The 21484-nt window shown below is 49.5% G+C and carries 18 protein-coding genes and 1 tRNA gene; 14 read left to right on the forward strand and 5 right to left on the reverse strand.

Annotated elements, in window-relative coordinates:
- Positions 1–108: 108 nt before the first annotated feature.
- The 9 genes from LG384_RS15325 to yejF all read left to right on the forward strand — a co-directional run bounded on the left by LG384_RS15325 (position 109) and on the right by yejF (position 11938).
- The gene (locus LG384_RS15325) at positions 109–1575 is read left to right on the forward strand and encodes a mannitol dehydrogenase family protein (RefSeq protein ID WP_225761181.1); all 1467 of its coding nucleotides are present in this window, start codon (positions 109–111) and stop codon (positions 1573–1575) included.
- 267 nt (positions 1576–1842) lie between these two features.
- Positions 1843–2829 (forward strand): GTP-binding protein, encoded by a 987-nt coding sequence (locus LG384_RS15330; protein ID WP_225761182.1) that lies wholly within the window; start codon positions 1843–1845, stop codon positions 2827–2829.
- Positions 2830–2862: 33 nt separating this feature from the next.
- On the forward strand, positions 2863–3576 hold the full coding sequence (locus LG384_RS15335; RefSeq protein ID WP_045445099.1) for a phosphatase PAP2 family protein: 714 nt from the start codon (positions 2863–2865) through the stop codon (positions 3574–3576).
- Between the two features lie 413 nt (positions 3577–3989).
- Entirely contained in the window at positions 3990–4559 is a 570-nt protein-coding gene (mepS, locus tag LG384_RS15340; protein WP_045445102.1) for a bifunctional murein DD-endopeptidase/murein LD-carboxypeptidase, read from the forward strand.
- Between the two features lie 184 nt (positions 4560–4743).
- On the forward strand, positions 4744–6300 hold the full coding sequence (locus tag LG384_RS15345; RefSeq protein ID WP_045445105.1) for a cyclic di-GMP phosphodiesterase: 1557 nt from the start codon (positions 4744–4746) through the stop codon (positions 6298–6300).
- 112 nt (positions 6301–6412) lie between these two features.
- Positions 6413–8227: an extracellular solute-binding protein gene (locus LG384_RS15350; RefSeq protein ID WP_045445108.1), complete on the forward strand. Its 1815-nt coding sequence runs from the start codon at positions 6413–6415 to the stop codon at positions 8225–8227.
- On the forward strand, positions 8228–9322 hold the full coding sequence (locus LG384_RS15355) for a microcin C ABC transporter permease YejB (RefSeq protein ID WP_045445111.1): 1095 nt from the start codon (positions 8228–8230) through the stop codon (positions 9320–9322).
- Complete coding sequence (locus LG384_RS15360; RefSeq protein ID WP_045445114.1) at positions 9322–10347, forward strand: ABC transporter permease; 1026 nt, start codon at positions 9322–9324, stop codon at positions 10345–10347. The genes LG384_RS15355 and LG384_RS15360 overlap by 1 nt, the downstream gene beginning before the upstream one ends.
- A 1-nt stretch (position 10348) precedes the next feature.
- Positions 10349–11938, forward strand: a complete 1590-nt coding sequence (gene yejF / locus LG384_RS15365) for a microcin C ABC transporter ATP-binding protein YejF (RefSeq protein WP_225761183.1) — start codon at positions 10349–10351, stop codon at positions 11936–11938.
- 3 nt (positions 11939–11941) lie between these two features.
- Here yejF and LG384_RS15370 read toward each other — a convergent pair whose 3' ends face one another.
- From LG384_RS15370 to rsuA, 3 genes are all read right to left on the reverse strand, one after another.
- A complete protein-coding gene (locus LG384_RS15370) occupies positions 11942–12286 on the reverse strand; it encodes a YejG family protein (protein ID WP_045445119.1) in 345 nt (114 codons plus the stop codon).
- A gap of 328 nt (positions 12287–12614) precedes the next feature.
- Positions 12615–13811, reverse strand: coding sequence for a Bcr/CflA family multidrug efflux MFS transporter (locus LG384_RS15375; RefSeq protein WP_045445122.1), 1197 nt, complete (start codon positions 13809–13811; stop codon positions 12615–12617).
- A gap of 15 nt (positions 13812–13826) precedes the next feature.
- A complete protein-coding gene (gene rsuA, locus LG384_RS15380; protein ID WP_045445126.1) occupies positions 13827–14534 on the reverse strand; it encodes a 16S rRNA pseudouridine(516) synthase RsuA in 708 nt (235 codons plus the stop codon).
- Positions 14535–14686: 152 nt separating this feature from the next.
- Between rsuA and LG384_RS15385 the strand changes: the two genes are divergently transcribed.
- Together LG384_RS15385 and rplY are read left to right on the forward strand one after the other, a co-directional pair.
- Entirely contained in the window at positions 14687–16447 is a 1761-nt protein-coding gene (locus LG384_RS15385; RefSeq protein WP_045445129.1) for a DEAD/DEAH box helicase, read from the forward strand.
- 124 nt (positions 16448–16571) lie between these two features.
- On the forward strand, positions 16572–16856 hold the full coding sequence (gene rplY, locus LG384_RS15390; RefSeq protein WP_045445132.1) for a 50S ribosomal protein L25: 285 nt from the start codon (positions 16572–16574) through the stop codon (positions 16854–16856).
- A 110-nt stretch (positions 16857–16966) separates the two neighbouring features.
- Here rplY and yejK read toward each other — a convergent pair whose 3' ends face one another.
- Positions 16967–17974: a nucleoid-associated protein YejK gene (gene yejK / locus LG384_RS15395; RefSeq protein ID WP_005129293.1), complete on the reverse strand. Its 1008-nt coding sequence runs from the start codon at positions 17972–17974 to the stop codon at positions 16967–16969.
- A 134-nt stretch (positions 17975–18108) separates the two neighbouring features.
- Here yejK and LG384_RS15400 point away from each other — a divergent pair, with 134 nt between their 5' ends.
- From LG384_RS15400 to LG384_RS15410, 3 genes are all read left to right on the forward strand, one after another.
- Complete coding sequence (locus LG384_RS15400) at positions 18109–18336, forward strand: YejL family protein (protein WP_003027506.1); 228 nt, start codon at positions 18109–18111, stop codon at positions 18334–18336.
- A gap of 31 nt (positions 18337–18367) precedes the next feature.
- On the forward strand, positions 18368–20128 hold the full coding sequence (yejM, locus tag LG384_RS15405; protein WP_045445137.1) for an LPS biosynthesis-modulating metalloenzyme YejM: 1761 nt from the start codon (positions 18368–18370) through the stop codon (positions 20126–20128).
- Positions 20129–20202: 74 nt separating this feature from the next.
- A tRNA-Pro gene (locus tag LG384_RS15410) sits at positions 20203–20279 on the forward strand.
- Between the two features lie 271 nt (positions 20280–20550).
- Here LG384_RS15410 and LG384_RS15415 read toward each other — a convergent pair.
- Positions 20551–21198, reverse strand: a complete 648-nt coding sequence (locus tag LG384_RS15415; protein WP_045445298.1) for a helix-turn-helix domain-containing protein — start codon at positions 21196–21198, stop codon at positions 20551–20553.
- Positions 21199–21484 lie beyond the last annotated feature (286 nt).

A 21484-nucleotide genomic window follows, 5' to 3' on the forward strand; every position in this document is an offset into this window, starting at 1 on the left:
TGATTGATCAAGCTCACATTCCCCGGATAAATAAGGCACACCAATTTAATTTGCTGTCATATAACTTTATACTGGCATTGTTAATTAATGGTTAATCAGGTGTATTTAATGAAAACTATTGCCTCCGCCCAACTCCCGGAAAATGTACTGATGCCTCAGTACGATCGACAACAATTAAAAACGCGGATCGTACATTTTGGTTTCGGGGCATTTCACCGTGCTCATCAGGCCTTATTGACCGATCGGGTACTGAATGCACAGGGTGGCGATTGGGGAATTTGTGAGATCAGTCTGTTCAGTGGCGATCGACTGATGAGTCAACTTCGTGAGCAGGATCATTTATATACCGTGTTAGAAAAAGGCGCGCATGGCAATCAGTCAATTGTTATTGGCGCCGTCAAAGAGTGTCTGAACGCTAAGCTGGATTCACTGGCAGCCATTATTGAAAAATTCTGCGAGCCACAGGTGGCTATTGTTTCCTTAACCATCACCGAAAAAGGTTACTGTATTGATCCGGCGACAGGGACGCTTGATATCTCCAACCCGCGCATTGTTCACGATTTACAGACGCCGGATGAACCGCACTCAGCACCAGGTATCATTGTTGAAGCCCTGCACCGCCGACGCGAACGAGGAGTGCCTCCTTTTACCGTACTCTCCTGCGATAACATCCCGGACAATGGCCATGTGGTAAAAAATGCCGTACTGGGAATGGCAGAAAAACGATCGCCTGAACTGGCGCTGTGGATACAAGAGCATGTCAGTTTTCCTGGCACCATGGTAGACCGCATTGTCCCGGCCGCGACCGAAGAGTCACTGGATGAAATTGCCCATGAATTGGGCGTTGCCGACCCTTGTGCAATCAGCTGCGAGCCTTTTATCCAGTGGGTCGTCGAAGATAACTTTGTCTCTGGTCGCCCCCAGTGGGAGCGCGCGGGCGTACAGATGGTCGATGACGTTCTGCCGTGGGAACAAATGAAACTGCGAATGCTCAACGGCAGCCATTCGTTTCTGGCCTATCTCGGTTATCTGGCCGGATTTCAACACATCAGCGACTGTATGCAAGACAGTGCGTTTCGTAAAGCCGCTTACTGCCTGATGCTCAATGAACAGGCCCCCACGCTGCAAATCACCGACGTTGATTTAGACCTGTACGCCACCGGCCTGCTGGAACGCTTTGCCAACCCGGCGCTAAAGCACAAAACCTGGCAAATCGCGATGGACGGGAGCCAGAAATTACCGCAGCGCATGCTGGAAAGCATCCGCGTACATTTAGCGCGCCAAAGCGAATGGCCCTTGCTGGCACTCGGTATTGCGGGCTGGATGCGTTACGTTAGCGGGGTGGACGATGCAGGCTCAGCCATAGATATACGCGACCCGATGAGTGAAAAAATCCGCACAATTGTCGAGCGCAGTACGGAATCAGAACGTGTCACCGCATTACTTTCCTTGCACGAAATTTTTGCCACCGATCTGGTGCAAAATTCGCAATTTGTCAGCGCCATTGAGCAGGCATGGCAACGTATTGCCCAGCACGGTGCGCACCAGGCAGTAATTGATACGTTAAAAAATTAACGATCTCTGCCATTAAGAGCCTATCCCATTAGGCGTAGATTGTTGCAGTCAGTTTGGATACGAACAGCGCGGAACAACCGAAGCGTGCATGCAGTACGTGAGGATTATGAGCACTGCCCGGATACAAAATGACAAATAAAATAGCCTAATGGGATAGGCTCTAAACAGGACGAAGCATTCCTTCGTCCTCTCTCCCCTTCTCTTTTTCATTTTTTTTCGCCAGGATTATTGAACGCTATCACGGCATTTTATAATTCTGGAGCAAACGTGACTAAAACCAACCTCATTACCGGTTTTCTCGGCAGTGGCAAAACCACCTCGATTCTTCATTTACTGGCGAACAAAGATCCCGCAGAGAAGTGGGCCGTGCTGGTCAATGAATTTGGTGAAGTCGGCATTGACGGTGCATTGTTGGCTGACAGCGGAGCGCTGCTAAAGGAGATCCCCGGTGGCTGCATGTGCTGCGTTAACGGTTTACCGATGCAGGTTGGTCTCAATACGCTGTTGCGCCAGGGAAAACCTGACCGGCTGCTGATCGAACCTACCGGTCTTGGGCACCCAAAACAGATTCTGGACTTACTCACCGCTCCGGTTTACGAACCATGGATCGATCTGCGCGCCACGCTCTGCATCCTTGACCCACGCCTGTTACTGGACGAAAAAAGCGTCGCTAATGATAACTTCCGCGATCAGCTAGCTGCCGCAGATGTCATTGTCGCCAACAAATCAGATCGCGCCACAACGGAAAGCAAGAATGCCCTGCAAACCTGGTGGCAGCATTACGGCGGAAATCGCCAGTTGATTCATGCCGAGCACGGAAAAATTGACGGGCAGTTACTGGATTTACCACGACTGAATCTGGCTGAACTTCCCTCCAGCGCAGCGCACACCCACCAACATGCTGACAAAAAGGGGTTGGCGGCGCTGAGTCTGCCTGCACAACAACGCTGGCGTCGTAGCCTGAACAGTGGGCAGGGTCATCAGGCCTGCGGCTGGATTTTTGATGCTGATACCGTGTTCGATACCATCGGCCTGCTGGAATGGTCACGTCTTGCCCCGGTCGGGCGCGTAAAGGGCGTTATGCGTATTAAAGAAGGACTGGTGCGGATTAATCGTCAGGGCGACGACTGGCATATTGAGACACAAAATGTCGCACCGCCGGACAGCCGTATTGAACTCATCTCAGACACTGAGACCGACTGGAATGCGTTACAGAGCGCATTGTTGAGGCTTCGTTTAGACGGTTGCGCGTAAGGTTGCCTGCGTTTTTAGCAATGGAAAACGACGATGAAAACTCGATACCCTCTTATCCTTATGCTCAACATCGCTGGCCTGGCGCTGTTTCTGTCATGGTACATTCCGACCGGGCATGGTTTCTGGTTTTCTATTGATTATGGCGTCTTCCACTTCTTTAATCAGAAACTGGTTGAAAGCCCGCTCTTCCTGTGGATTGTTGCAATCACCAACAATCGGGCATTTGACGGCTGCTCATTGTTGGCGATGGGCGCACTAATGCTGAGTTTCTGGTTAAAAGAAACACCAACCGGGCGCCGGCGTATTGTCGCTATTGGCCTGGTGATGCTGCTCACTGCGGTGGTATTAAACCAGTTGGGCCAGGCGCTTATTCCGGTTAAACGCGCCAGCCCCACCCTGATGCTGGATAATATTAATCGCGTCAGTGAACTGCTGCATATTCCAACCAAAGATGCGTCAAGAGACAGTTTCCCTGGCGATCACGGTATGATGCTGCTTATTTTTTCCGCATTTATGCTGCGTTATTTCGGAAAAGTCGCAGGATTAATCGGCCTTATTATCGCTGTGGTTTTTGCATTTCCGCGTGTAATGATCGGCGCTCACTGGCTCACTGATATCGTGGTCGGTTCAATGACGGTAGTATTGATTGGACTGCCCTGGTGGCTAATGACGCCATTAAGCGACCGGATGGTGACTCTTTTTGCTAATTATCTTCCGGGTAAAAACAAACATTTTTTAAACAAATAACGCAAAGTAATTAACATCATCAGGGATACTTCTGATTCCCTGATGATGTTGAACGATAATTCATCATTTTAACTGTCATTCTCCTGTCATCTTATTCCTGTTGAAAATGAATGGATTGCATGTTTCCCACCCTGATTGTTCTTATTTTGACCAATGCCGTTTATTCACTTTCTGTATCACTTTTTCTTATAAAAAATCACATAAAATGACTCGCAATGACCGTAGCGATCGGGTAATCTCGAACTCGTTTTGCCTCGCGGGATAATTATTCTCTTTATGAATAAATTTGTGCGTTCTGCCACAGATTTGACCTTAAAGAATTGTCTCATCGTGCGTGGGTAATTAGTCTCGTCACGTTTGGCATTTTTTATAACGATATTTATCGTTAAGGACTTCAAGGGAAAACAAACAAAATGGTCAAATCTCAACCGATTTTGAGATATATCTTGCGGGGTATACCCGCGATAGCAGTTGCGGTTCTGCTTTCTGCATGTAGCACAACGAACACCGCCAAGAATATGCATTCTGAGACGCATGCTGTGGGCAATGGAGATAACTCTTCACTGCAAGCCTCTCAGGATGAATTTGAAAATATGGTCCGTAATATCGATGTTAAATCACGAATCATGGATCAATATGCTGACTGGAAAGGTGTGCGTTACCGCCTTGGCGGCAGCACTAAAAAAGGCATCGATTGTTCGAGTTTTGTACAGCGTACATTCCGTGAACAATTTGGTTTAGAGCTTCCTCGCTCAACTTACGAACAACAGGAAACGGGTAAATCCGTTTCGCGCACCAATCTGCGCACAGGCGATCTGGTTCTGTTCCGTGCTGGCTCCACTGGCCGTCACGTCGGTATTTATATCGGTAACAATCAGTTTGTCCACGCCTCGACCAGTAGTGGCGTTGTTATCTCCAGTATGAATGAGCCTTACTGGAAAAAACGCTACAACGAAGCTCGCCGGGTCCTGAGCCGCAGTTAATTTTCGTTTGGCAGCTATCCCTTGGCTATCCTGATGAGACTTTTAAAAAGCACTGCTTAGGCAGTGCTTTTTGCTTTACGCCTTCACTTAAGAAAAATCTCACTATGTGAGTCATTCCAGGTTATAGTCATACAGATTAAGCGGTTTAATAATAAGCGGTTACTTCGGGTAAACATCAGGAACTATGTTCAAACGCGCCTCTTCTTCCGGTCGGAAAATCCTGCTCACCTGTGTTTTAACGGGGTTAATCGTTGCATTATTCGTCAGCATTCTGCAATTTTTCATGTCATGGCATAATCGAGAAGTTAAGTACGATACGCTGGCGTCCGATATACAGCATCATGTGGAAAAATACTTCGCAGAACTCAGCTATACTGCCCAGGCACTACAGCCTCTGATCCCCAAAAGCTGTCAGCAAGTTTCATCTAAGCTCACTTCCAGTGCGGCTTTTAGCCTGAATGTTCGCGCTTTTTTGCTGGTAAAAGACGGCATCGCGTTCTGCTCGTCAGCGACCGGAGCGATGGACTCCCCTATTCAGTCATTGATACCCGGCCTGGATATCAGTAAAAAAATCGATATGGAGATCCAGTCTGGTACACCGATGATGCCGACCAAACCAGCCATAATGATTTGGTACCCTCATCCATCACTGGATAATAGTGGCGTATTTGCCTCTCTGAATATCAACCTGGCCCCTTACCTTCTCTATACTGCCCGGCAGGATGATTTTAAAGGTTTTGCCCTGCTCATCGGCAACACCGCAATCTCGACATTTTCTGCTCGATTAATGACGCTTGCCGATCTCCCCGATACCCCCTCACGTGAGGTGGCAATAGGTGACCTGCCGCTAAAGATACGGTTGTATACCGATGAGTGGACATACAACGACGTATGGTATGCCGTCATGTTGGGCTGCATGGGCGGGGTCATTGCCGCTTTACTCTGCTATTACATTTACTCAGTCCGTTTACGACCGGGTAAAGAGATCCTGGCAGCTATCAAGCACAATCAGTTTTATGTGGTCTACCAGCCCGTTATGGATATGCAGACGCTGGAAGTTAAAGGTGTCGAAATATTATTGCGCTGGCGCGATCCTACCGCAGGGGAAATTCCCCCCGATGCGTTTATTCACTATGCCGAATCACAGCAGATGATTGTGCCGTTGACCCAGCACCTGTTCGAACTGGTGTCCCGGGATGCGCCTGTGCTGCAAAAAGTGTTACCTGTTGGGGCCAAATTAGGGATCAATATTGCACCGACTCATCTGCACGACGAAAGTTTTAAAGACGATATTCAGCAACTGAAATCCTCGATGCCTGCGCAGCATTTTCAAATAGTCCTGGAAATTACCGAACGCGATATGCTTGATCAGCATGGAGCGACTCAAATATTTGAGTGGTTGCATTCCGCCGGGTTCGAAATTGCCATTGATGATTTTGGCACCGGCCATAGCGCACTCATCTATCTGGAACGTTTCACCGTCGATTACCTGAAAATCGATCGCGGTTTCGTCAAAGCTATTGGTACAGAAACCGTAACATCCCCGGTACTGGACGCCGTATTGACTCTCTCCAGACGCCTCAATATGCTGACGGTTGCTGAAGGGGTGGAAACCCTGGAGCAAGCCCGTTGGTTACGCGCCCATGGGGTTAATTTTTTTCAGGGATATTGGGTCAGCCGTCCGCTGACTCTTGATAATTTCGTACGCTGGATGGCTAAACCCGATATGCCAAAATGGTGATGGCGTCATGTAATGTGTACAAACACGATACAATAGCCGACGAATCCCTTATTGTTCAGGCATGATATCTGTTGGATAGCGACAGGTGACTGGAAAAGGAAACCATCTTCATATGATCCGACGCGTATTATTACTTTTCATCGCCCTGATTGGTTTTAGCGTACAGGCCCAAACCATCAAAGAAAGCTATGCGTTTGCTGTGCTGGGCGAACCAAAATACGCGTTCAATTTTAATCACTTCGATTATGTTAATCCTGCAGCCCCCAAAGGGGGACAGATCACCCTCTCAGCCATTGGTACATTCGACAACTTTAACCGCTATTCAGTGCGTGGCAATCCCGGTGCGCGCACCGAAACGCTCTATGACACCTTATTTACCACGTCTGACGATGAACCAGGCAGCTACTACCCGCTCATCGCCGATAGCGCACGCTATGCTGACAACTACTCATGGGTAGAAATCACTATTAATCCACGCGCGCGATTTCACGATGGTTCACCCATCACCGCCGCAGACGTCGCATTCACCTTCCAGAAATTTATGACAGAAGGCGTGCCGCAGTTTCGTCTGGTCTACAAAGGCACGACCGTCAAAGCAATCGCCCCGTTAACCGTACGGATTGAATTAGCCAAGCCAGGCAAAGAAGACATGCTCAGCCTGTTTTCATTACCCGTTATGCCAGAGAAGTACTGGAAAGATCACAAGCTCAGCGACCCGTTGCCCTCCCCTCCACTCGCCAGCGGCCCTTACCGCATCACCCAGTGGAAAATGGGACAGTATATAGTCTATTCGCGCGTCAAAGATTATTGGGCCGCTGACCTGCCGGTCAATCGCGGGCGCTGGAACTTTAATACCATTCGATACGATTACTATCTTGATGACAACGTCGCCTTTGAGGCGTTTAAAGCCGGGGCTTTTGACCTGCGCCTTGAGAGCGATGCTAAAAACTGGGCAACACGCTATACCGGTAAAAACTTTGCTAATCACCACATCGTCAAAGATGAACAAAAAAACGAATCCGCACAGGATACTCGCTGGTTAGCCTTTAATATCCAACGTCCGGTATTCAATGACCGGCGTGTGCGTGAAGCCATTACGCTGGCTTTTGATTTTGAATGGATGAATAAAGCTCTGTTTTATAATGCCTGGAGCCGAACAAACAGCTATTTTCAGAATACGGAGTATGCCGCGAGAAATTACCCTGACGCGGATGAACTGGTCATACTCGCACCAATGAAGAAAGATCTGCCAACCGAGGTTTTCAATCAAATCTATCAGCCCCCGGTATCTCAAGGCGATGGTTACGATCGTGAGAATTTGTTGAAAGCTAGTGCGTTACTGGATCAGGCTGGATGGGTGTTGAAGGGCCAGCGGAGGATTAACAGCACCAACGGCAAACCACTGGCATTCGAACTGTTACTCCCGGCAGGCAGTAACAGTCAGTGGGTATTACCGTTTCAACACAACCTGCAACGGCTAGGCATTACCATGAATATCCGCCAGGTTGATAACTCGCAAATCACTAACCGCTTGCGCAGTCGCGACTATGACATGATGCCGAGGTTATATCGCGCGACGCCATGGCCAAGTTCGGATCTGCAAATCCTTTGGGCCTCAGAATATATCGATTCCAGCTATAACGCCCCTGGCGTGCAAAGCCCGGTCATTGATAAGTTGATTAACCAAATCATTGCGGCACAGGGTGATAAAGCAAAGCTGATCCCTTTGGGACGCGCGCTGGACAGGGTATTAACCTGGAACTATTACATGCTGCCGATGTGGTTTATGGCAGAGGATCGCCTGGCCTGGTGGGACAAATTTTCACATCCGGCCATCCGCCCCATTTATACCATTGGTCTGGATACCTGGTGGTATGACGTTAACAAAGCGGCAAAACTTCCCGCAGCCAGACGACAGGGAGAATAAATGGGCGCTTATCTGATACGACGTCTGCTGCTGGTGATCCCGACACTTTGGGCCATCATTACTATCAACTTTTTTATCGTGCAGATTGCACCTGGCGGCCCAGTCGAGCAGGCCGTTGCCGCCATTGAATTCGGTCAGTCCGGGGCATTGCCAGGCGCGGGTAGTGAAGGAGTTCGCGCCAGTCATGCGCAAACTGGCGTCGGGAATATCAGTGACAGTAATTATCGAGGCGGACGCGGCCTTGATCCGGAAGTGATCGCCGAAATTACCCGCCGTTACGGATTCGATAAGCCCATTCACGAGCGTTATTTCAAAATGCTCTGGGACTATGTTCGTTTCGACTTTGGCGATAGCCTGTTTCGTAGTGCCTCGGTAATCACGTTGATTAAAGACAGCCTGCCTGTTTCAGTTACTCTGGGGTTATGGAGTACGCTCATCATCTACCTGGTGTCGATTCCACTCGGGATCCGTAAAGCGGTGTATAACGGTAGCCGCTTTGACGTGTGGAGCAGCGCATTCATTATTATCGGCTATGCGATCCCCGCCTTCCTGTTTGCTATTGTATTGATCGTTTTCTTTGCTGGCGGCAGTTACTACGACCTCTTTCCCTTACGGGGCCTGGTTTCCGCTAATTTTGACACACTGCCCTGGTATCAGAAGGTAACCGACTATCTCTGGCACATCACCTTACCGGTGCTGGCAACGGTGGTTGGCGGATTTGCCGCGCTGACCATGCTGACCAAAAACTCATTTCTGGATGAGGTTCGTAAGCAGTATGTTGTCACCGCACGAGCCAAAGGCGTTAGCGAAAAGAATATTCTGTGGAAACACGTTTTCCGTAACGCCATGCTGTTAGTGATAGCAGGCTTCCCAGCTACCTTTATCAGCATGTTTTTCACCGGTTCGCTGCTTATTGAAGTGATGTTTTCGCTTAATGGCCTGGGATTACTAGGTTATGAATCTACCGTGTCACGCGACTACCCGGTGATGTTTGGCACACTCTACATCTTCACCCTGATCGGCCTGCTGCTCAATATCCTGAGTGATATCAGCTATACACTGGTCGATCCTCGTATAGATTTTGAGGGACGCTAATGCCGCGATTAAGCCCCGTCAATCAGGCCCGCTGGGCACGTTTTCGCCATAATCGTCGCGGTTACTGGTCGCTATGGATTTTTCTGGTGCTGTTCGGGCTCAGCTTGTGCTCCGAACTGATTGCGAACGATAAGCCATTGCTGGTGCGCTATGAAGGCGGCTGGTATTTCCCTCTCGTCAAAAACTACAGCGAAAGCGACTTCGGCGGACCGTTGGCAACCAAAGCCGATTATCAGGATCCGTGGCTACAGCAGCGTCTGGAAAGTCAGGGATGGATCCTGTGGGCTCCCGTACGCTTTGGAGCCACCAGCATTAACTTTGCCACCGACAAGCCCTTCCCTTCTCCACCGTCGGTACAAAACTGGCTGGGTACGGATGCAAATGGTGGCGATGTGCTGGCACGGATCCTCTATGGCACACGTATTTCGATTCTTTTTGGTTTGATGTTAACCCTGTGCTCCAGCGTCATGGGCGTTATGGCGGGTGCGCTACAGGGCTACTACGGCGGAAAAGTGGATCTGTGGGGGCAACGATTCATTGAAGTGTGGTCAGGTATGCCGACGCTGTTTCTGATTATTTTGCTATCAAGCGTCGTACAACCGAACTTCTGGTGGCTGCTGGCCATCACGGTACTGTTTGGCTGGATGAGTCTGGTTGGTGTGGTACGCGCCGAATTTTTACGCACGCGAAACTTTGATTACATTCGCGCCGCTCAGGCTCTAGGCGTGAGCGATCGCAACATTATCCTGCGCCATATGTTGCCGAATGCAATGGTCGCCGCCCTGACCTTTTTACCGTTTATATTATGCGCCTCAATCACTACGCTCACATCACTGGATTTTCTGGGATTCGGCTTACCGCTCGGCTCACCATCGCTGGGAGAACTCCTTTTACAGGGTAAAAACAATTTGCAGGCGCCGTGGCTTGGGATCACAGCCTTTGTGTCCGTAGCCCTCTTACTCTCGCTACTGATTTTTATTGGTGAAGCGGTGCGTGACGCGTTTGACCCCAACAAGGCGATATAAGATGACACAACCTCTGTTAGCCATTGAGAATTTGTCGGTTGGTTTTCGCCAGCAGGAAACCGTGCGTACCGTGGTCAATAATGTCTCGTTGCGTGTTGAAGCAGGTCAAACCCTGGCACTGGTGGGTGAATCTGGCTCGGGTAAGAGCGTCACCGCGCTGTCGATTTTACGTTTATTGCCCTCCCCTCCGGCGGTATACCTCTCCGGCGATATCCGTTTTCACGGTGAACCATTACTCCACGCTAACGAGCAGACGCTACGCGGCGTACGGGGAAATAAAATCGCAATGATTTTTCAGGAGCCGATGGTGTCGCTGAACCCGCTCCATAGTCTGGAGAAACAACTCTATGAGGTGCTGTCACTTCACCGGGGAATGCGTCGGGAGGCTGCACGGGCAGAAATCCTGAATTGTCTGGATCGCGTAGGGATACGTCAGGCGGCAAAACGTCTGGCGGACTATCCGCACCAGCTTTCCGGCGGCGAACGCCAGCGCGTCATGATCGCGATGGCGCTACTAACACGTCCGGAGCTGTTAATTGCCGATGAGCCCACTACCGCGCTGGATGTGTCCGTGCAGGCACAGATCCTGCAACTGCTACGGGAATTGCAGCGCGAATTGAACATGGGTCTGCTGTTTATCACCCATAATCTCAGCATTGTGAAAAAACTGGCAGATTCCGTTGCAGTTATGCAAAACGGTCAGTGTGTTGAACAAAATCAGGCCGGGATACTGCTTTCATCCCCTTCCCATCCCTACACGCAAAAATTATTAAACAGCGAACCTTCTGGCGAGCCGGTACCGTTACCGGCCGGACAATCTCCCTTGCTGGAAGTTGAGCGTCTCTGTGTCGGTTTTCCCGTTCGCAAAGGTATCCTTAAACGCGTCGTGGACCATAATGTGGTGGTTAATAACGTCAGCTTTTCTTTGAAAGCTGGGGAAACGTTAGGGCTGGTAGGTGAATCAGGCTCAGGCAAAAGCACCACTGGCCTGGCTCTACTGAGGCTAATCGCATCACAAGGGAGTATTGTATTTGATGGTCACGCGCTGCATACGTTAAATCGTCGTCAGCTGTTGCCGGTGCGCCATCGCATTCAGGTTGTCTTTCAGGACCCAAATTCTTCACTGAATCCGCGTTTGAGTGTTTTACAGATCATTGAAGAAGGATTGCGGGTTCACCAGCCAACCCTTTCGGCAGAACAACGCGAAGTACAAGTGAAAGCAGTCATGGCAGAAGTGGGGCTGGATTCTGAAACGCGACATCGCTATCCTGCGGAATTTTCCGGTGGTCAACGCCAACGCATCGCAATTGCCAGAGCCTTAATTTTAAAACCATCACTTATCATTCTGGATGAGCCAACATCCTCACTCGACAGAACCGTACAGGCGCAAATCCTGACGCTGCTGAAGTCATTACAGGAAAAGCATCGCCTGGCTTATATCTTCATCAGCCACGATTTGCATGTTGTACGTGCGTTGTGCCATCAGGTGATTGTGCTAAGGCAGGGAGAGGTCGTGGAACAGGGGCAATGCGAGCACGTATTTAACGCACCACAACAGGAATATACGCGTCAGCTGCTCGCGCTAAGCTGACGCTCAAAATGGATTGTTGTTTGAAAAAGGTTCCGCTATCGCCACACCGAAATTTTTCAGCCTGCAGGTTGCGGCAAATTCATCCTGCCGATTTACAAACAGGCACGGTTCCCCTTCACATTCCAGAACGGAACAAGGAACCTCAATGTCGCTGAGCGCCTGACTGAGTTTATGCATTACCGACCACGCGCTGTCACCGTCGGGACTGAGCAATTTGAGCGCCACCAGGCTGTTCTCCGTGCTCTGACCGTTTTGCGGAATCGGTTCAACCTTTGAACCTGCGAAACCCACCGACCAACGATAGCACTGCGGCAGACGATGAACGATTGAGAGTTGTAATGTAGTCACTTTTATTCCCCGGAAGCACAATTACTTCACAATTATTTTACACCAATATTAACACATCATTGACATCACGTCTTTAGAGAGTTAGTAAACGTTTACATCCAGTCCGTATGCGGCTTACTTAGCCAGGTATTTAAATTTATTTATCAATTCGGACATCTTTGCGGGCTATATGTACTCGTTTCTGCGATCTAACTCAACCTTTTTAACTACAATGGTGTGACTTTTTACATAAATTGATTTTACATAAAATAAACATAAGCTGGGGAAATGATAGATTTGCTGTTGATGTACATCAACTCTGAAGGCCTTGTGGCCTCCAGGTTGTGTATTAGATCACCGTTTTTTTTGCACGGCTGGCATAGAGATAGAAAAGAATTGAACTGGTAGCACAAAATGCTATCGACCAGATCATCGGCCAGGCTGAATTAAAGGTCGCCAGTGACAACAGCGCACCAACAATAGCGCCAATGCCAAAGCGGAAAGTCCCGGCCAGCGATGACGCCGTACCTGCCATATGCGGGAACTCATCCAGAATGACTGCCATCGCGTTTGATGACACCATCGACACGCAACCGACAAACGCAGCAACACCAACCACCAGCGCCCAGAACCCTAGCCCGAACAACGCGCTGAATACCATCCAGCCAGCCATAACGAACTGGATCCATAGCCCGGTGCGGAACATATTTAATGCCCCAACCCGACGGACAAATCGGCTGTTGATAATTGTCATCACAAACAGGAAGACGATGTTCAGCGCAAAGTAATAGCCGAAATTCTGTGGCGAAACATGGTTGATCTCAATGTAGACAAAGGGTCCGGCGCTAAGGAATGAGAACATCCCAGCAAAACTAAACCCACTGGCCAGCATGTAGCTCAAGACCCGCTTGTGTCGAAACAACGAGGCGAAGTTCCCCATTGTCGTGCGCAGGCGAAAAGGCTGACGGCGCTCGACGGGCAGAGTCTCTTTGATAAGGGTAAAAATCATCACCGAGGCCAGAATTGCTGCTACGGCCAGGATCCAAAAGATGTAGTGCCAGCTTAACCATACTAACACCCAGCCCCCCACGATCGGGGCCATCAACGGAGCAATTGTCGTGACCAGCATGACGAATGACATCATGCGCGAAAATTCTTCTTTCGGATAAATATCGCGCATCAGAGCATTGATAACCACGCTCGCTGCCGCTGCCGCCAGGCCGTGGAAGAAACGCATAATGATCAATTGATCGATAGTTTGCGCCAACGCACAAGCAACGGCCGCCGCGGCGAAAACCAGCGTTCCACCCAAAATCACCGGCTTGCGCCCAATGCTGTCCGCCATTGGGCCATAGAGCAGCTGCCCTACCGCGAATCCCAGAATATAGGTACTGAGAGTCATTTGCGCACTGCCCGCAGGCACGCCAAACTGAGCTGAAATCACCGGCAGAGCCGGAAGATACATATCGATCGACAACGGCATCAACATGGCCAACAAGCCAAGGATAAAAACAATGGCAATTGAAGAGTTCTGCCGGGTGGTCACATTTAGCTCCTGAAATTAACGAGGGGTTAAGTTAACGCTGGCAATTTCTTCTTCGGTCAATGGACGGTACTCACCAGGCGCAAGATCGTCATCAAGCTTGATGGCACCGATTCGCTCACGATGCAGCGCCACAACGTGGTTCCCCACGGCAGCAAACATACGTTTAACCTGATGATAGCGCCCTTCACTGATGGTCAAACGGACCTGCGTAGGCGTAATGACTTCCAGCACCGCCGGTTTAGTGAGATCTTTCTCATTATGCAGTTGAACACCCCGGGTAAACTGTTCGGCGGTATCTTCTGCCACCGGCGACTCCAGCGTCACCAGATAGGTTTTCTCACAATGGTGACGCGGAGAAGTGATGCGATGTGACCACTGTCCATCATCGGTCATCAGTACCAGCCCGGTGGTATCAATGTCCAGACGCCCTGCCGCATGCAGTTTGTAGGCAACAGGCTCATCAAGGAAATAGAGCACCGTCGGATGATCCGGGTCATCCGTTGAGCAAACATAGCCCTGAGGTTTATTAAGCATAAAATAGCGCGGGCCATTTTGTTGAACCAGGGAATTGCCGTCATATTCAACGTCATGTTCTGGCAGCAGTTTAAACGCGCTATTTCTGACGATTTCACCATCAACGGTAACACGGTTACCACGGATTTCACGCCCGGCAATAGCGCGGCTGACGCCGAGTTGCTGAGCGATAAATTTATCAAGTCGCATGAGTGTGATTTTGCCTGTAACAATACGGAAATCGAGCGTTATGCCCGAAAAGTGGAGCCGTTTTCCGCCCAGTATAACGAGCTAACAACTTCCCTCAAGGGAAAAAGATTCGTGGCATACTATTCATCGTTACCATTTATCACAGTGAGACCATGACTTTTACACTTCGTCCCTACCAAAAAGAAGCCGTGGATGCCACGCTCAACCACTTTCGTCACCACCGCACACCTGCGGTAATCGTCCTGCCAACCGGAGCCGGTAAAAGTCTGGTGATTGCCGAACTGGCTCGCGTGGCGCGTGGGCGCGTGTTAGTGCTGGCACATGTAAAAGAACTGGTCGCGCAAAACCACGCAAAGTACTGCGCACTAGGGCTGGAAGCTGATATTTTTGCCGCGGGTCTGAAGCGTAAAGAGAGTCATGGAAAAGTGGTTTTCGGTAGCGTGCAATCAGTCGCACGCAATCTTGAGGCGTTTCAGGCTGAGTTTTCCCTGTTAATCGTCGATGAGTGCCATCGCATCGGTGATGATGAAGAAAGTCAGTATCAGCAAATCCTTACTCACCTGACCAAAGTAAACCCTCACTTGCGCCTGCTCGGTCTTACCGCCACACCTTTTCGTCTCGGTAAAGGCTGGATTTACCATTTTCATTATCATGGCATGGTGCGCGGAGATGAAAAGGCGCTGTTTCGTGACTGCATTTACGAATTACCGCTGCGCTACATGATTAAACATGGCTATCTGACGCCACCAGAACGCCTTGATATGCCAGTAGTCCAGTATGACTTTAGTCGCCTGCAGGCGCAGAGTAATGGCTTGTTTAGCGAAGCTGACCTTAACCGGGAGCTGAAAAAGCAGCAGCGAATAACGCCGCATATCATCAGCCAGATTATTGAGTTTGCCCAGACGCGCAAAGGGGTAATGATTTTCGCCGCCACCGTTGAGCACGCTAAAGAGATTCTCGGGCTGTTACCTGCTGACGATGCTGCTCTCATTACTGGCGATACACCAGGAAGCGAGCGCGACGTACTTATTGAAAACTTTAAAGCACAACGCTTTCGCTACCTGGTCAACGTGGCGGTATTAACCACCGGATTTGATGCCCCGCACGTCGACCTCATTGCGATCCTGCGCCCTACCGAGTCAGTTAGTCTTTACCAACAGATTGTCGGGCGCGGGTTACGACTGGCACCAGGCAAGACCGATTGTCTGATCCTCGACTACGCAGGTAATCCACACGATTTGTACGCCCCGGAAGTCGGCGCGCCGAAAGGGAAAAGCGACAATGTCCCGGTACAGGTTTTCTGTCCAGCCTGCGGGTTTGCAAACACCTTCTGGGGAAAGATGACCGCCGATGGCACGCTGATTGAACATTTTGGCCGACGCTGTCAGGGCTGGTTTGAAGATGATGATGGCCATCGTGAACAGTGCGATTTTCGTTTCCGCTTTAAAAATTGTCCGCAATGCAATGCTGAAAATGACATCGCCGCCCGGCGCTGTCGTGAGTGCGATACCGTCCTGGTCGACCCGGATGATATGCTAAAGGCGGCGTTGAGGCTCAAAGATGCGCTGGTCCTGCGTTGTAGCGGAATGGTGCTACAGAATGGTCAGGATGACAAAGGCGAATGGCTGAAAATCACCTATTACGATGAAGATGGCGCAGATGTCAGCGAGCGCTTTCGCTTGCACACTCCCGCTCAACGCACTGCGTTTGAGCAGCTATTTATTCGCCCTCACACCCGAACACCGGGTATTCCATTACGCTGGATAACCGCCGCCGATATTCTTGCGCAACAGGCCCTGTTACGGTATCCCGATTTTGTGGTCGCACGCATGAAAGGTCAGTACTGGCAAGTCCGAGAAAAGGTCTTCGATTATGAAGGCCGCTTCCGGCGAGCACATGAATTACGTGGTTAATTGTACTTTTGATTGATGTACCAGCCGTTTGAGTATAGAATCTCGCCCGCTTTTGCATACGCAAAGCAGATCACTTACCTGTTGCTGGGTCGCCTGTAACAGGACTTAATTAAGAGAGATTTAAATGTTTACTATCAATGCAGAAGTACGTAAAGAGCAGGGTAAGGGTGCGAGCCGCCGCCTGCGTACCGCTAACAAGTTCCCGGCAATCATCTACGGTGGCGCAGAAGCCCCGATTGCTATCGAACTGGATCACGATTCAATCATGAACATGCAAGCTAAAGCTGAATTTTACAGCGAAGTTCTGACCATCGTTGTTGACGGTAAAGAAGTTAAAGTTAAAGCTCAGGCAGTACAGCGTCATCCGTTCAAGCCAAAACTGGCTCACATCGACTTCGTTCGCGCGTAATCGCCAACAAGTTGAAGAAAAACCCCGCCTCGGCGGGGTTTTTTTATGGCATCTTGTGAACGATGATGACACAGGCCGGGGAGATGTTTACATCACAGCCCGGCATCCACTTATTTTCCGCCCGAAGTCCGACGCTGTAGCTGATCGCGCAGATTCGGTGGAGTACCTTTGATGGTTAAGGTATCCGTTGCCGGATCCCAGAAGATACGCTCACCCAACAGCATGGCATCAAAGTTAATCGTCAACCCACCGCCGCTCCCGGCAAACTTGGTTAACTGGCGCAGTGTACTGCGATCCGCCGGGAAGCTCTCTTCCAGCTCATACCCTTTATCAGCAGTAAACTCACTGAAACTGACTTCACTGACGCCGGAAAGCTCTTTCGACAGTGACTCCAGCTCAATCTCTTCACCCGCCTGGAGCTGCTCGTTACAGTAGCTGTAAACCTGCTGACGCACATTCTGGCGCTCGGCTTTGTCCAGTTGAGCTTCGGCGGTAAAGTCATCCACAGCTTGCAGTAAGCCTCGGTTTTGCGCTTTGGCGTTCAGCCCTTCGCTGGCACCAAGAAAATCCATAAAGAAATCAGCAACTTTACGCCCTACCCGACCTTTCAGGAAAGTCAGGTAGCGTGTGGACTCGGGATTAGTCTCCCACTCGGTTAAATCAATGCGTGCCACGATGTCTGCATGATTGATATCCAGATAGTGCGTCGGGTTGATATCCAGGTTTTCATTGACGCGCATGCTGCTCAAATTGTTCAGCACTGCGACCAGCAGGTACTCTACCGCCAGATAGCGATAATGGCAGAACAGTACGATCCCACCGTCGGCAAACGGATATTTCGCCAGTTCGTCACGCAAACGCCCCGTCGCAGCACGACTAAACGCTAGAAAATCCTCTTCTCCCTGGCGCTGCAAACGCAAGGTTTGCGCCAGTTCGCTCTCTTCGCTAAAGAGGCCATACGCTTTGTTCTTAGCGCTGTACACCCGATGCAGTTCAGCCATCATCTCGACAACGGTCGCTGTCGGTTCCAGTAATGAATCGCGCAAGACCAGCTCAAGGTTCTGCTCATCACGCTTGATAAGCTGGTGCAGGGCAATCTGGTTGATATCCAGACTCATGATAAACTCTCCTTTAAGACCGGGCGGTATTCAACCACCTGCCGGGCAGTGACGCAATAGAAGATAAAAAAGCAGAAAAAAAACTGTCGCTACGGTAATATGTTGCCCTTTCATGAACAGACTGATTTCGATTTATGCCACAAATTTCCCGCTATAGTGATGAACACGTTGAACAATTGTTGAATGAGATGCTCAACGTACTGGAAAAACATAAGGCGCCGACCGATCTTTCCCTGATGGTGCTGGGAAACATGGTCACTAACCTTATCAATACAAGCATCGCTCCGGCCCAGCGCCAGGCGATTGCAAACTCTTTTGCCCGCGCATTACAGTCTTCGGTAAACGACGACCAAGCGCATTGAGAGCCTGCTCCGGGGAAACGAACAACAGTTTATGCTAACTCATCGTCAGCGCTACCGTGAGAAAGTCTCCCAGATGGTTAGCTGGGGACACTGGTTTGCCCTGTTCAACATTCTGTTGGCCATGGTGCTCGGTAGTCGGTACCTGTTTGTCGCCGACTGGCCGACTACGCTTGCAGGTCGTGTCTATTCTTACCTGAGCATTGTCGGGCATTTTAGCTTCCTGGTGTTTGCCACCTACCTGCTGATACTGTTTCCCCTGACGTTTATCGTCATGTCCCAGAGGCTGATGCGATTCTTATCAGCCATCCTGGCAACGGTAGGTATGACGTTGCTGTTAATTGACAGCGAAGTTTTCACTCGTTTCCACCTGCACCTCAATCCCATTGTCTGGGAACTGGTCATTAACCCTGACCAGAACGAAGCTGCACGCGACTGGCAGCTGATGTTTATCAGCGTGCCGATAATTCTGCTAATAGAAATGCTGTTTGCGACCTGGAGCTGGCAGAAGCTGCGCAGTCTGACGCGTCGCCGTCATTTCGCTAAGCCGTTAGCAGCATTCTTTTTCGTTTCATTTATCGCCTCCCATGTGGTGTATATCTGGGCAGATGCTAACTTCTATCGCCCAATTACCATGCAGCGCGCTAACCTGCCACTTTCCTATCCGATGACAGCGCGTAAGTTTCTGGAAAAACATGGTCTGCTGGACGCGCAAGAGTATCAGCGCCGTCTGATCGAGCAAGGAAACCCGGAAGCTGTTTCTGTGCAGTATCCACTTAGCGAACTACGTTATCGTGATATGGGAACCGGCCAGAATGTCCTGCTGATCACTGTCGACGGCCTGAACTACTCACGCTTTGAAAAGCAGATGCCAGCACTGGCTGAATTCGCCGGACAGAATATCTCTTTCACGCGCCACATGAGTTCAGGGAACACCTCGGATAACGGTATCTTTGGCCTGTTTTATGGCGTTTCGCCAAGCTATATGGATGGCATTTTGGCGACCAGAACGCCTGCTGCTCTGATCTCCGCGCTGAATCAACAAGGTTATCAGTTGGGGTTATTCTCTTCTGATGGCTTCACCAGCCCGCTTTATCGTCAGGCGCTACTGTCGGATTTCTCCATGCCGAGCGTGCAAACACAATCTGACGAACAAACGGCAAACCAATGGATCAACTGGCTGGGCCGCTACGCGCAGGAAGATAACCGCTGGTTCTCATGGGTCTCCTTTAACGGTACCAACATTGACGACAGCAACCAGAAGAATTTTGTTAAACGGTACGCCAACGCGGCTCAGGACGTAGACGCGAACATTAACCGTATCCTTAGCGCCCTGCGTGAATCAGGTAAGCTGGACAATACGGTTGTCATCATTACCGCGGGTCGCGGTGTACCGCTGTCTCAGGAAGAGAACAACTTCGACTGGTCTCGTGGTCATCTACAGGTTCCGCTGGTGATTCACTGGCCTGGTACACCCGCACAGCGTATTAATAGCCTGACCGATCATACCGACCTGATGACCACGCTCATGCAACGCCTGCTGCACGTCAGTACGCCTGCGAACGAATATTCTCAGGGGCAGGATCTGTTCAATGCCACGCGCCGCCATTATTGGGTAACAGCAGCCGACGGCAATACGCTGGCGATTACCACACCGGAGATGACGCTGGTGCTCAACAGCAACGGTAATTACCAGACGTATAATTTGCACGGCGAGAAAATCAAAGATCAGAAACCACAGCTAAGTCTGCTGCTGCAGGTATTGACGGATGAGAAACGATTTATTGCTAACTGATTAATTATAAATCAGTTAGCAAGGTCTCCCCTTGCATTCGTGGTGGAAAGCAGTAGTATTAGCAGCCATAGCGTCGGCACGTAGCGCAGCCTGGTAGCGCACCGTCATGGGGTGTCGGGGGTCGGAGGTTCAAATCCTCTCGTGCCGACCAATCAAATTTTATGAACAAGTCATCAAAACTCGTTCATAGCCCCCCTAAAGCAGCGAGTTGCAAAACTCGCTGCTTTTTGTTGCCTATAGCCATATCAAACGCTCATTATTTCCAGTTGATGTAAGAGCATCCCTCAACTGTTGGGGTGTACCTGAGAAAAATTTTGGAAGAGCCTTTCTTAAGAGAGTTCTTTGATGTCTGCATCATCGTCCTCCCTCGTGCATACGAGAAAAATGAAGGGTGATACTGCGTTACATACCTGACAAATAAATTAGTGTCTGCACTCCCTTAAATTCGCTAAACAAGAGTCAACATAAAGCAATCGTCCACGTTTTATCATAACGCGTCCCTCTTTAGCTAGTCTTGCTAAAATACTCATCACCAACGAACGAGATAATGTTGTTCGCGTAATAATATATTTGCTGAGCACGACTCTTTTTTTTATTTCTGAAGGTAATTTTTCATACTCTAAAATTGATAAGCAAACTCGCTGATAGGTGGTCTTATTGAGCGTCTTGCTATCACGATGAATCGCTAAAGCGAGCATGTGGACAAGATTAATGGCTACTGCTTTCCACAACTTTTTCTCCTCCACTTTTTCACGCACAACATCAACATCAACTAAAACTATTTCTGCATCCGTCTCAGCCTTCAGATAGATACTGTCAACATCCGTAACTAACCCCAACAAACCGAAAATGGACTGCGGGGACTGATAAGCTATAAACAGATTGTCCTGCATATGATAGATTGAAAAAAATCCAGATATTAATAATACAACGGAACGTCCCGGCTGAGAAAACCTGATAATCTCTTCTCGTTTAATCTTTTTTGTTACCCCAAACAAAGATAACTCACCTATAAGAGAACTGACTTGAGATGCATACAGCAAATGAAATTCATCAGTGAAATGTGGCATAACCACCTCCAGATAATGGAAATAATAACGCTAGTACATTAGTCATTTAGATAAAGAGTCGATATAACAGTGGCTATAAATGATATTCGGTAGAGAGCAGAGCCTGATTCCAGCAATCCGTCAGAGTTATTATATTGCTGGTTGGGTCATAAGCCCGAATAGCATTCATAGCGCAATGACGAAAAAAATCGGCTCGATGAAAAAAAAGCCACCCGTCATCCCCTGCAACTAATCCAGATAATGATATCTCTGCAGGAAAGAAACCCGGAAGGCGTTCACTTGTTGT

Source organism: Citrobacter sp. Marseille-Q3906, assembly GCF_916618775.1.
In the GTDB taxonomy this organism is placed as follows: domain Bacteria; phylum Pseudomonadota; class Gammaproteobacteria; order Enterobacterales; family Enterobacteriaceae; genus Citrobacter; species Citrobacter murliniae.